Raw genomic sequence first — 13,166 nt, forward strand, 5'->3', positions numbered from 1 at the left:
AAGAAAGTAATTGTTACTTAAGAGCGGCCGAGTTCCCCCCGAACTCGACCTGTTCCAGACGCGCAAGCAAAGGCGTTTGGTTTCTGGCGTACTTATAAATTAACCAATTTCAGTTTGTTGTGTAAATAATCAATAGCTTGGCAATTGATAGGTAGGTCGTATTTTGCTATGCAAAATCATAGAAATGAATGATGGTGAGCGTGATGCCTGAACTCATGCAAGGAGGCTGGCGTATTGAAGTAAAAGGGCTGACACAATATGAAACATCACTTGCTAGTTAATAATATCGTTAAATTTAAATTTGTAGGGATTTATAACTAGCTAGTGGAGTGTGCTAGTTTTAAGAGTTGGTCATCTTTTATTTTGGTGTTATACACTGCTTTTGAATTTTAGGTTAGATTTAGTGTCTGAATTATTAAATCTGACGGGATAAATGATTGTTTAATGTTGATTTGGCAAGATCTTCAAGTATCCTTTATGTAAATAAAACGTTAAATATCGAAAGTTAATTAACAATCATTAAGGAGTCGATGATGTTACATGCTCACGAAAATACCCTACATATTACCCACCTCAGTAACCACGCAGTTGAGGAGTTGTCACCGTCATTCTCTAAGCTTCCAAGCACAGAGCATGCGGATGGTCAGTTTCGATTGAGAAGGTACTCGGTGGTTCAATTCAGTAATGGACAAGTCGTAGAGCTAGACAAACATAACTTTGTTCAGTCTGAAGACATTAATCACTTTCAAGGTGACGTTGTTCGTCAATTCGAACCAATTGAAGCACCAATCTTAAGCAGCGAAGGCATGCAAGAGATGTGTGAGTTGTTCATTGAAACCAATGGGCTTGAAGACGGGCAAGAAATCGAAATCCACCAAATCCGCATCGCTGCCATTTTTGAAGAGACACAGGTTGCGCCAGAAGGTGTTCACCAAGATGGCTTCGACCACATCGCTTTAATTGGTGTTAACCGTCATAACATTGTGGGTGGCGAGATCATGCTGTACCAAGATTCTCATGAAGCACCGTTCTTTAGAAAAGTGCTTGAAGACGGCGAAGTTGCAATGCTGGCCGACAGCAAGCTTTGGCACAACGCACAACCGATTCGTACCATAGACCACGATGAGATGGGCTATATGGATGTGTTTGTTCTAACGGCTAAGGATGCGCGCAATGTCCTTCACTCTTAATGATGTACGCCAACAGTTTAGTGCTTTAGGCCAATACCATAACGGCAAGCCTGTGACCTTTTTTGATGGTCCGGGTGGATCTCAGGTGCCTGAGAATGTTTTAGCTTCGATGACCGAATACCTAGGGCATTTCAATTCAAACCTAGGCGGCCACTATTTTTCTAGCCAAAAGACCACAAGCTTAATGCAGCAAGCAAGAGAAGCGGCGCAAGCACTGCTTAATGCGGAGTCTTCTGGCAACGTTGTGTTCGGTGCGAACATGACATCTCTGACCTTCCAACTTAGCCGAGCGATCAGCCGCGATTGGAAAGAGGGCGATGAAGTTATCGTTACTGCGTTAGACCATTACTCAAATGTATCGAGCTGGCAGCAAGCGGCAGACGACAAAGGCGCGATTGTTCGCCAAGTTCGCGTAGACGAGTCGGATTGCAGCCTAGACATGGCGCACTTTGAGTCGCTGCTGAACGAGAAAACCAAGCTTGTCGCGGTGACGTTTGCTTCGAACACGACAGGCTCGATTGTCGACATGGCAAAAGTTATCGAGCTTGCACATCAGCATGGTGCGCAGGTTTATGTCGATGCCGTGCATTACGCACCTCATCACTTGATTGATGTTCAGCAACTGAATTGTGATTTCTTAGCGTGTTCAGCGTATAAGTTCTTCGGCCCGCATGTGGGCATTGCTTATGTTGCGCCTCAATGGCTGCATACTTTAAAGCCTTACAAGGTTGAGCCTGCGACTAATATCGGCCCAGGTCGTTTTGAGACAGGAACGCAAAGTTTTGAAGGCCTTGCCGGTGTGATTGCGGCGGTGGATTACTTGGCGCAGTTGGGTGATCCCGCCGATTCATTACGTTCTCGTTTAGAGCAAAGCTACGCGCTTTATAATAAGCATGAAAGCCAACTCAGTGAGTACTTCCTTAAACGCTTGTCCGATCTTGAAGGGGCAAAGCTTTACGGGAAAACCGAGTTTAACTCGAACCTAAGAACGCCAACCTTTGCGGTTACCTTTGAAAACCATTCTCCAGAGTTCATAGCCAAGAAGCTGGGTGAACATAATATCTGTGTGTGGAATGGTCACTTCTACGCACTAGGGTTGGTGAAGCAGTTAGGTATCGAAGAGCAGGGCGTGGTGCGTATTGGTTGTATGCATTACAACTCGATTGAAGAGATCGACTTGCTGTTCAATGTGCTTGAAGGGATCTTGCGAAGTCACTAGCAAGAAGTAACTAACACCTAGATGGTTACAGAATTAGAAAAGAGCATACTTCTCTCATGAATATTGAGGTGGAAGTATGCTCTTTTTTTGTTTCACCGCGCTTATTACTTATTTGAGTAAGGCCAGTGATTCGATTAAGACCGCTATTTAATCAAGACAGCGATCTAACTAAGACAGCTGCTTAACCAGAGATGCACCTACAGCGTGTGCGCTGGTTGGGTTTTGACCTGTAATCACTCGTTCATCAACAATCACAAGCTCTTGCCAAGGTTGAACCTTGTTGAAACGCGCAGCGCTGCGAGCAAGAGACTCTTCGAGTAGGAATGGAATGTCGTTGATGGTGCCAAAGTCGATCTCTTCTTCACGTGTAAAGCCAGTCACCGATTTAGAACTCAGTAATTTCTCACCGTTGCTCAGAACTATTGGAAGCAGCGCCGCAGGGCCGTGACATACTGATGCAATCACACCGCCATCTTCATAGTGCTTAGCCGCAATAGCAGCGAATTGCTCGTTGGTTGCTAGGTCTGAAAGCAAGCCGAATCCGCCTGGGTAGAAGATAGCATCGTAGCTTGCTGCATTAATTTGGCTTACAGGAATCGTATTGTTGATGCGGTTTTGGAAGTCATCATCAGCCAAGATCTCCGCGTTTACTGAATCCCCTTCAATATCGGTTCCGTACAATGGGCCTTTGCCACCCTTGATAGACGCGATGTCGTACTCAAAACCCGCAGCAATGATCTCTTTCAGAGCATGAGTCAGTTCAGGCGCGTAAGTACCGTTCGCTTGATCTGTATCGCCTAGTGTTGCGTGGTTAGTTACAGGTATTAGTATTTTTTTCATGATTCGTCCCTTTGAGCACGTTTGTTTGGTTTCAGCGTCGTTGTTTAGACATCCGCGTTTTTAAGACAGACATCAGTCTTTTTAATAGAGATGCCGCTGTTTCGTTACCTGTAATACTAGTAGTAAACCATTTGAGTGATAATATGCCGAATAGACAAAACATTATTGCTATATAGCAACAGTCGAATGAGAATTAGTCGGATGTGAACTCGTTAGATGTAAACAGGTGAAGTATGGACAGCTTTGAAGGGATTAATGAGTTTGTTGCGGTTGCTGAGTGTCATGGCTTTTCTGCAGCAGCAAAACAACTGGGTTGCAGTACCAGCCATGTCAGCCGCCAAGTTTCAAGGTTAGAAGAGAGAGTGGGTGTGGCGTTGCTTGCGCGTTCAACACGGATGGTGAGCCTGACCGAATCGGGTCATACCTATTATCAGCAGTGCAAAGACTTGGTCATTGGGCTGCAACAAGCGAATGAACAAGTCACGTCTCAACAAACTCAGCTTAGCGGTACATTACGTGTTAGTGCTGCGGGTGCATTTGCAGAAAATCATGTTGCGACAGCGCTGATGGAGTTTGCCAAAGATCATCCTGAGCTCACCATCGAAATGAACTTCAATACTAAGATGGTTAACTTCATCGAAGATGGTATCGACTTCGCCATTCGTTATGGTCGATTAGACGATTCAGGGCTGGTGGCAAGAAAGCTGGTTGATCGCCCGATGGCAGCGGCAGCAAGCAAAGATTACATTGCTGAGTTTGGTGCTCCAGCGAATCCAGAACAACTCAAGCTGCACAGCTGTATTATCGCCAACAGTGACCAGTGGTTGTTCGAGAACGATGGAAATCCGCTAACCGCAGTCAGAGTTCATGGCCGTTGGAAAAGCAACAATTCAAGCGCTGTACTGAAAGCTTGCGAAGAGGGGCTTGGCATCGTTTATCTTCCTAAAAGCAGTTTCAATGGCAGTCTTAGCAATGGAAAACTCGTCCCTGTGTTAGAAGAGTATTGGGGAGCGGGCACAAGCAGTTGGATTGTTTATCAGAACCGTCGTTTTCTTCCACAGAGAGCACGGTTAGCTATCGACTTCTTAGTCTCATATTTCTCTGATTGGAATGAATAGTTCGTAGGTTTAAAGAATAGTGCGCAGGTTTAAAAGAATAGCGAACAGGATTTGAAGTGGTTGGGAGCGGATTCTTTCATCAGTTCAAGGCCAAAAGTAGAAAAAGATAATGGTTACATTGGTATAGGTTATCTATTTCTGTTTTTTGACGCGAATAATGGGATTGAGATGCTTGTCTACTTTTACTAACTCGTGTTAGCAATTGAGTTGTAGAGAAGGCCGCAACAGTACGATATACTAGATGGCATATTAATGTCCCTAGCGCGTGATAGATTGTGTGGAAGCGTTGGCAGGATGTGTTGTTATGCTCCAGTTTATGAAGTGTAGCTAGAGTGCGGAGTTGGCAATGTCTTCAATAAATTTCGAATCCACGTACGGTGTAATAACTATTCAAGATATGAATGTAGTGAGTGTTGACGCTAACTATGCTCGCATCTATGGATACCAATCGCCCGAAGAACTACTTTCTAATATCGATAGCTTTCTAGATCTAATCTCAGAAGATTATCATGTTCTCGCCTATCAAAATTACCTTGAAACGGTCAGTGGTCAACGCGACCCTCAGGTTCACACCTATACCAATGTTGATCGCAATGGCAGAGAGTTCACCGTGTTTTCTATCGACCATGTGACGGAGTGGCAGGGAAGACCTGCACTGCAAGTCACAGTGATCGATCTTTCCCCTGCGATTCAGCTGCAAAATGCGGTGCGTGAGCAAGATAAGATGTATCACGACATGATCATGCAATCTGGGCAGGGCATCTTGGTTCACCGAGATTTCAAGCCGCTGATGGTTAATCAATCTTGGGTCAACATGCAAGGCGCGGCTTCCATCGAGCAAGTATTAGAGCTGGACTCTATCCTTGAACTGGTACCAAAACAGAATGCCGATGGCATCAGCAAGCACTATCACGCGATCGTATCAGGGGAGTTGTCAGGTACTAGTACCGTGGTTGAAAACATTGGCTTTGACGGCGTTCATCGGTTCTTCAATATTTACGACAATGCGATTACTTGGAAAGGTCAGCCAGCCGTTCAGGTTGTGCTCGAAGATGTGACTCAAAAGGTGATGCTGGAAAAGCAGTTGGTACACCAAGCGAATTACGATGAAATGACGGATTTGCTTAACCGTAGGGCGATTTATGAGTGGCTGAGAGAGCACCTTGTCTTTGAGACTCACTTAGTGTGTATGCTGCTTGATATCGATGACTTCAAATCGATCAATGATACCTACGGGCACATGGTGGGTGACGAGGTAATTTGCGCATTGGCTGATATTACTAAGCGTAATGTTGAGGCTGTGGGCGGTGTCGCAGGTCGATGGGGCGGTGAAGAGTTCATTGTATTTATCCCTAATGCGTCGCCTCAGATTTCGCGTCAAGTGTCTGATCAGATCCGAGAGCAGTTTAATCAAACCGAATTTAAGATTGATGAACAGTTACGATTTAATTCGAGTGTCAGTATCGGAATCAGTGATAGCCAAGCCTGTGAAGACGGTGTCACGATTGATGCACTCGTGAATTTAACCGATCAATCTCTCTATCGCGCGAAAGCCAACGGCAAGAATTGTGTAGACGGAGATGTGGTTGCGCTCTAACGCCTAAAATCGTCATCGAAAGCGAATAGGATCGACAACGAAAAATGCCCTCAAGTCATCACTTGAGGGCATTTTATTTTTTGGCTATTCACTAAGCGCTTCTAACTATAAGAAACGTTTAAGTTCTACAAGTTATGCAGACACTTCCACTTCGTAAGAGCCAAATTTACGGATGTTAATCACGCCCGTATCTAAGATTAGGTATTGGCCTTTAATACCTTGCAGCACACCAGATACTTCAGGGTTCTTGTCAAAGTTATGCGAAACAATCTTCACTGGGTGTTGCTCAACTGGGTAGCTCAATGAAGTGATGTTTTCGCTCAGAATCTCGATTGCATCGTCACCAAACTTTGCTCTGATCTCTTGGATTTTATCCTCAACCAATGGCAATAGTTCTTTGGCTTTTTCTACCAACTCCATATCGTCGCCATCGCCTTTTAGCAGCGTGCGCCAGTTGGTTTTGTCAGCAATGTGCTTCGCTAACTCAACTTCGATCAGGCCAGAGATCTGACGTGTTTTTACCTTCAAGATAGGCAAACCTTGAGTCGCGCCTTGGTCAATCCAACGGGTAGGGATTTGAGTATGACGAGTGATACCCACCTTTAGGCTTGATGTGTTTGATAGGTAAACGAAGTGATCAACCATGCAGTTCTCTTCACCCCATTGAGGCTCGCGACACGTGCCTTCATCGTAGTGACAAGTCTCTGGCTTCATGATGCACATGTCGCAGCTTGCTAGCTTTTTCATGCACACAAAACAGTGGCCTTGAGAGTAGCTCTTCTTAGTTTTCTTACCACATGAGCAGCAAAAAATATTGCCGGTGTGAGTGAGGTTGATGGTTTTACCAATCAGAGGGTTTAGCTCTACAAACTCTTCGCCTACAGGCAAACGGTAGGTAACCGCGGCATCAAGGGAAGCACTCATCTTTTTGAGTGTTCCTTTTGCTAATAAAGACATGACATTACTCGTTGTATTTTGATTATTATTTCGTCGACTCGATTGCGCTGTGAGCAGGCAGTACGGTTAACGATGATTATGCGATGAGTATAACAAATAGAGCCTGTTTTTATACGCAATATTACTTGATTCTCGCCGTGAATAATTAACGGAAAATACATGCATAAAAATATAGTATGACATTTTGTTCGGGCGTGATATAACGTTTTTTAGTGATTTATTGGTATTAAGATCACTAATTTACCTGATTTGTTTTTTATCGTGAAATCCCAACTATAGGGATCTTAAGCCGGAAGCTTAGACGTGAAGTGGATCCATAAGATTGTTATCTTTCTAGTTATCGCAACGCTTGCCATTGTGCAGTATTACCGTGTGAGCGGAAATCGTGTGATAACGGCAATTACCCCTGATAAATATGAATTTATCGCGACCAGTGATCAAGTTGATAGGGGAGTCAGTACGTCCCAGTTATCCTATGAAAATGGACAGTACACTCTCGATTGTGAACTTAAAGAATCTGAGTATCCGTGGCCTTACTGTGGGCTGTCGATTCGTATCAACCCTGACATCACCTCGGGCCTTGACCTTTCTCAGTACCACACCTTTAGAGTGAACATTGATTACCATGCGGAGGCTGACTCTAGTGGCCGTTTGAGAACCTATCTACGTAACTACAACCCTGCTTATTCAGTTCCTGATGACGAGTACACGCACAAGTACAATGGGATGGAGTTTTCTCCAGGAATCGATGGTGGTGTGATTGAAATCCCGATCAAAAATCTGCAAGTGATGACATGGTGGCTGGCTGACAACGACATTGCGTTAGAGCATTCGGCCCCTGAATTTTCGAATGTGAATATGGTCGAGTTTGCTACTGCGTCTGGAGCGAAACTCGGTCACCACAGAATCGTCATCCGCAGTATTGAGTTCGAAGGTTCGTATATCACCGCAGAAAGCTTGTTCATGATCCTACTGTTTGTGTGGGTGGGGACGGGCACCGTATTCTTGCTGTCAGAGTTAAACCGTTCAAGAAAACGCATGGTGATCGCAGAGAAAAGACATCACCACTTAAAGAACGTCAATCGCGCACTGAGAGAACAGAATTTTGAATTTTCAGAGATGGCCCATCGTGATGAGTTAACCGGAATACTAAACCGCCACGCGATTCGTGATTGGTTGAAAATGCAGTCACAACATGTGAAGCAAGGACATGGCAAGCTGGGTATGTTGTATCTCGATATCGACTACTTCAAGAGTGTAAATGACAAGTACGGACATCAAATGGGTGACCATATTTTACGCGAGTTCAGCATGGTGGTGGGCAGTTCGATCAGCGCTACCGACAAGTTGGTGAGATGGGGTGGTGAAGAGTTCATTGTTTTTTGCCCTGAGACCGAAGCCGGAGAGGCGCAGATAAAAGCTGAACGCATTCGATTATTGGTTAGCCAGCACCTTTGGGTTCATGGCGATCCGCTGACATGCAGTATCGGTGTTGCCGAGATGAAGCAAGAGCGAGTGACAGAGACCATTGCTCGCGCTGATGAAGCTTTATATCAAGCAAAGCATTCAGGTCGAAACCAGGTGATCTTGAGTCACTAATCTGAAAATTGTTTTGATGAGTTTATAAGCCACACGTGCATAGGTGACGTGTGGCGTTTTTATGGTTCTTCTCCCAAAAGCCAAAACAAAAAAGGTGGCGCGGGGCCACCAAAAGGGAAAGCGTTTCTTGTTTTTATATGCCCGTTCAGTGCTTGCTTACGCTGAACGGGCATTTTTGTCTTGGTTAAACCGGGGGAAGTTCAACCAGTTTAGGGGAGCATTCCTGTAAGCATGCGCTTATAGAACGTTAGTGTTTACCAGAAGATCCAAGCGAACAGAGTCAGAACTAGGATACAAACTAGGTTCAACACCATACCGATTCGCATCATCTCTTTCTGCTTGATGTGACCCGAGCCAAACACGATTGCGTTTGGTGGTGTTGCAACAGGAAGCATGAAGGCACAAGACGCAGCAACAGCGATCAGTGCAGACAAAATAACTGGCGACATACCAAGTGCTTCAGCGATGGTTGCGAATACTGGCACCAGAAGTGCTGCACTCGCTGTGTTACTCGCAAATTCCGTTAGGAATACCACGAACGCTACCACGGCTAGAATCGTAAGCAGTACGCCAGCTGTTTCTAAAAATCCGCTTAGTGAGTGTGCTAAGAATACGCTGGTTCCTGTCGCTTTTAGAATGTTACTTAAGCAGATACCACCACCGAATAGGATAAGCACACCCCAGTCCGTTGTCTTCTCAACGTCTTTCCATTCCACCGCTCTAGAAGCGCCAAGCAGTACAATTGCGCCAATCGCTACTAAGCTATCAAATTTAGAGAATCCGCCAATCATTGCGTTGATTGGTTTACCGAATATCCAAAGCGTTACGGTTAGAAGGAAGATAGACAGTGTGATTTTCTTGCTGTTTGTCCACTCAACTGGGGCATGGTCTAGCTCGAATTTGTGGTCAAGCTTCGGCTTAGTCATCACGTAAAGAATAATCATCGCGATTGGAAGTAAGATCATTGAGATAGGTAGGCCAAGTGCCATCCACTCTGTGAAGCTTAAGCCAACTTCTGCCGCCGCAATTGCGTTTGGTGGGCTACCAACTAAGGTTGCGATGCCACCGATTGAAGCACAGTAAGCAATACCCAGTAGCACGAACACGTAGGTGTTGCGGTCTTCACTTTGGTCAACCTTGTTCATGATGCCAAGAACAAGGGGAAGCATCATTGCTGTGGTAGCTGTGTTTGAGATCCACATTGATAGACCTGCACTCACACCGAACAACATGAACACCGCCACCGACATTCTGCCTTTTGCTATCAGCAGTACTTTGTCAGCTATCGCTTTATCTAGCTCTTGCTTGTTCAGTGCGGCTGCCAATGCGAAGCCACCCATGAATAAGAAGATGATTGGGTTTGAAAAGTTAGCCAGCGCTGCGGGCGTGTTGAATACACCAAACAAGACAGCCAATAGGGGAACGAGCAAAGCGGTGATGCTGACGTGAATAGCTTCTGTTAACCATAGAATGGCAACGAACACGAGAATACTCAAACCAGTATTGACTTGTGATTCGAAAGGAAGGGTGTTGAGCAAGAGTGCGAATAGCGTGAAATTACCAATTAATATCATGCTGTTGCGGGTGAACAACCAGTGTTTCAGTGTAGTAACAAGTGCCGTCATAAGACGCTCCTTTTGTTATCCTCGTTTTATTGGTGCACGACTTCATTGAGTCGTGCTTATTATTTTCGAGGTATATAGCTTGATGTAGGGTCAGACTTTGTTGGGAGAATGTTACTTAAGTTAATAAAGGCGTGTTGGTGTGTTTTTGTGTAACAGTGGGGAAATGTGAGGCAACAAATTCAAAATGTGTAGTTTTCTACACATCTGTCTCTGCTGGGTCTGCAATAGGGTTTGTTGTAGGATCTACAACAGGGTTTACAGAGGGGTCAGTCATAGGGTTTGGAATCGGAAATGATTCCGGTTTTGGACTCGATTGAATGGGCTCTTTAGGTCCAAGGAACTTTGGCGTTGTCCCCATAATATACAAATCTAAGAAGGCTTTGGTACGCGCAAAAACTTCACGCAAACGGATAGAGGTGCCTGAATGATGAGTAGGGCCTGAAACCGCTAAACATTGTGCATGAATATCGTAAGAATTAGCGATAAATAGTGCTCTTTCACAGTGGAATTTCTGAGTAATGATCAGGAAGTTGTCGGTGTCGAAGATCTTTTTAGCGCGAACAATCGAGTCTAAGGTTCTAAAGCCTGCGTAATCGAGGTTAATGCGTTCATCGGGTACACCCGCTTTCAGCAAGTCGCGTTTCATCGTCCACGGCTCATTGTAAGAGCGATGAGCGTTATCACCACTTAACAGAAACTGGTCGACTTTTTCACGGTCGAACAGCTCAATCGCGGCTTCGATTCGGTGCTTATAATAGTCGTTGAGTGTTCGACCCAAATATTTGCTCGTGCCAAGCACAACGGCGACCTCAAGCTCGGGCACTTCATCTATATCGTAGATGATGCGATCTTCCGCTTGCCATGAAACCCAATAATCGATCGCAATAACCGCAGCGCTGCCTACTAAGAACACGAGGAAAGCGCCAAACAGAAAACCTTGCAGTTTTTTGTAAGCTTTTTTTATGTAGCTACGGATAATGTGAGAATCAAATTTCACTCTCGGTATGGTCCTTTCACTGAGCATTAATTTTTGAGTGCTCGATAATACCAAATAAAAATGAGAAAAATCAGTTAAAAAGACAAGACAGTTTAAAGAAAAAAGCCCCTGCAATTGCAGAGGCTCATATAAGAGTCGTTAACGCTCTTTATTCCAAGCGCAGTACGCTTTATTAGAATGCCGTGCGCTTGTAGCGACGGTAAACTGGCTGCCAGAAGTGCTGGTCAATCGCTTGTTGCAGTGCTTCTTCAGTGATCTCTAGAGCAACGCCCTGTTCAATCGCCTTTTTACCTACCGCAAGAGCAATTTTCTTAGATACCGTGTGGATCTCTTCCAATGGTGGAAGTAGAGCACCTGTGCCATTGATTGCTAGTGGAGAACACGTAGCAAGTGCACGGCTTGATTCCATTAGCATTTCGTCAGTGATGCGTGAAGCATTCACAGCCAATACACCAAGGCCAATACCTGGGAAGATGTAGCTGTTGTTACACTGAGCGATTGGGTAAGTTGTGCCGTTGTGAACGACTGGCTCAAATGGGCTACCTGTCGCAACAAGTGCTTGGCCATCAGTCCAACGAATAATGTCGTTTGGCGTCGCTTCAACACGGCTTGTTGGGTTCGACAGTGGGAACACGATAGGGCGTTCACTGTGTAGGTTCATCTCTTTGATGACTTCTTTGCTGAATAGACCTGGAGCACCAGACACACCAACCAATACGGTTGGTTTCGCGTGGCGAACTACGTCTAGTAGAGAGAAACCAGTGCCATCGCTTTCCCAGTCTTTGGTGTTTTCGTTGGTTTGAACCAGACGCTGTTGGAAATCAAGCAGGTTTTGCATGCCTTCTTGTAGCAGACCCCAACGGTCAACCATGTAAACTTGAGAGCGAGCTTGTGCATCGCTGATACCTTCAGACACCATTTGAGCAATGATAGCTTCAGCAATACCACAACCCGCAGAACCCGCACCTAAGAAGGTGATACGCTGATCTGACAGTTTGCTGTTCGCTGCTTTACATGCTGCAAGTAGAGAACCTACGGTTACTGCTGCTGTACCTTGGATGTCATCGTTGAAACAACAGATGCGATCTTTATAGCGCTCAAGCAGTGGCATTGCGTTCTTTTGTGCGAAATCTTCGAACTGAACTAATGCATCAGGCCAACGGCGTTGAACCGCTTGGATGAACTCTTCAACGAATGCATCGTAGTCAGCACCCGTAATACGAGGATGACGCCAGCCCATGTACATTGGGTCAGCAAGACGTTGAGGGTTGTTAGTACCCACATCGAGTACGATTGGTAGCATGTAAGCTGGGCTGATACCGCCACACGCTGTGTAAAGTGCTAGCTTACCAATTGGAATACCCATACCACCGATGCCTTGGTCTCCCAAACCAAGAATACGCTCACCATCTGTAACCACGATAACTTTAACGTTGTGGTTTGTCGCATTATTCAGTAGGTCATCGATACGATCGCGGTTCGGGTATGAGATAAACAGACCACGGCCACGACGGTAAATATTTGAGAAGTTCTCACATGCTGCGCCAACCGTTGGCGTGTAAATGATAGGCATCATTTCAGAGATGTGGTTTTGAACTAAACGATAAAAAAGCGTTTCATTAGTGTCTTGGATGTTACGAAGGTAGATATGCTTATCCATATCACTTTCGAAGTTACAATATTGTTTGTATGCACGTCCTACTTGCTCTTGGATTGTTTCGGTTGTTTCCGGTAACAAACCTTCAAGGTTGAAAGAACTGCGCTCTTCAGCAGAGAATGCGCTGCCTTTGTTTAGAAGAGGTGTACTTAGTAGAGCAGGACCAGCATAAGGGATATATAGAGGGCGTTTATCGTTGTTCATTGGATGCCTAATATGGGAGAAAGGGTAACTAAAAAATGATAACGGTTTAGTTATTCAATTGTAAATAGTTTCTCCGCGATCTGAGCAAACAAAATGATATTCTTACCTCTGTCCCACACTTATCGAATTTCAACACGATAATTCGTTATACTTTGCTCACACT

10 protein-coding genes are annotated in these 13,166 nt (G+C 45.0%); 5 read left to right on the forward strand and 5 right to left on the reverse strand.

Going from position 1 to position 13,166, the window contains the following annotated elements; genetic code table 11:
* The first annotated feature begins 533 nt into the window (after window positions 1-533).
* A complete protein-coding gene (locus tag AB4493_RS17315) occupies window positions 534-1,190 on the forward strand; it encodes a 2OG-Fe dioxygenase family protein (protein ID WP_029405418.1) in 657 nt (218 codons plus the stop codon).
* The gene (locus AB4493_RS17320; RefSeq protein ID WP_372155509.1) at window positions 1,174-2,409 is read left to right on the forward strand and encodes a cysteine desulfurase-like protein; all 1,236 of its coding nucleotides are present in this window, start codon (window positions 1,174-1,176) and stop codon (window positions 2,407-2,409) included. Before AB4493_RS17315 ends, AB4493_RS17320 begins: the two co-directional genes overlap by 17 nt.
* Window positions 2,410-2,577: 168 nt before the next feature.
* Here AB4493_RS17320 and AB4493_RS17325 read toward each other — a convergent pair whose 3' ends face one another.
* A complete protein-coding gene (locus AB4493_RS17325; RefSeq protein WP_229647063.1) occupies window positions 2,578-3,249 on the reverse strand; it encodes a type 1 glutamine amidotransferase domain-containing protein in 672 nt (223 codons plus the stop codon).
* A gap of 233 nt (window positions 3,250-3,482) precedes the next feature.
* On the opposite strand from AB4493_RS17325, the gene AB4493_RS17330 reads away from it, so the two are divergent.
* Window positions 3,483-4,367 (forward strand): LysR family transcriptional regulator, encoded by an 885-nt coding sequence (locus tag AB4493_RS17330; RefSeq protein ID WP_372155510.1) that lies wholly within the window; start codon window positions 3,483-3,485, stop codon window positions 4,365-4,367.
* A 346-nt stretch (window positions 4,368-4,713) separates the two neighbouring features.
* Window positions 4,714-5,964 carry a diguanylate cyclase gene (locus AB4493_RS17335; protein WP_372155511.1) on the forward strand — a complete coding sequence of 417 codons (1,251 nt, stop codon included), beginning with the start codon at window positions 4,714-4,716 and terminating at the stop codon, window positions 5,962-5,964.
* A gap of 132 nt (window positions 5,965-6,096) precedes the next feature.
* Here AB4493_RS17335 and AB4493_RS17340 read toward each other — a convergent pair whose 3' ends face one another.
* Complete coding sequence (locus AB4493_RS17340) at window positions 6,097-6,921, reverse strand: DUF2797 domain-containing protein (RefSeq protein WP_372155512.1); 825 nt, start codon at window positions 6,919-6,921, stop codon at window positions 6,097-6,099.
* 303 nt (window positions 6,922-7,224) lie between these two features.
* Between AB4493_RS17340 and AB4493_RS17345 the strand changes: the two genes are divergently transcribed.
* Entirely contained in the window at window positions 7,225-8,520 is a 1,296-nt protein-coding gene (locus AB4493_RS17345) for a GGDEF domain-containing protein (RefSeq protein ID WP_065585186.1), read from the forward strand.
* 254 nt (window positions 8,521-8,774) lie between these two features.
* On the opposite strand, the gene AB4493_RS17350 is transcribed toward AB4493_RS17345, so the two are convergent.
* The 3 genes from AB4493_RS17350 to AB4493_RS17360 all read right to left on the reverse strand — a co-directional run bounded on the left by AB4493_RS17350 (window position 8,775) and on the right by AB4493_RS17360 (window position 13,003).
* Window positions 8,775-10,145, reverse strand: a complete 1,371-nt coding sequence (locus AB4493_RS17350; protein WP_372116000.1) for an SLC13 family permease — start codon at window positions 10,143-10,145, stop codon at window positions 8,775-8,777.
* Window positions 10,146-10,341: 196 nt separating this feature from the next.
* The gene (locus AB4493_RS17355; protein WP_017063589.1) at window positions 10,342-11,142 is read right to left on the reverse strand and encodes a vancomycin high temperature exclusion protein; all 801 of its coding nucleotides are present in this window, start codon (window positions 11,140-11,142) and stop codon (window positions 10,342-10,344) included.
* 172 nt (window positions 11,143-11,314) lie between these two features.
* The gene (locus tag AB4493_RS17360; RefSeq protein ID WP_017059764.1) at window positions 11,315-13,003 is read right to left on the reverse strand and encodes an NAD-dependent malic enzyme; all 1,689 of its coding nucleotides are present in this window, start codon (window positions 13,001-13,003) and stop codon (window positions 11,315-11,317) included.
* Between the last annotated feature and the right edge of the window lie 163 nt (window positions 13,004-13,166).

Source organism: Vibrio sp. 10N.222.55.A1, assembly GCF_041473835.1.
Classification (GTDB): Bacteria; Pseudomonadota; Gammaproteobacteria; order Enterobacterales; family Vibrionaceae; genus Vibrio; species Vibrio crassostreae_C.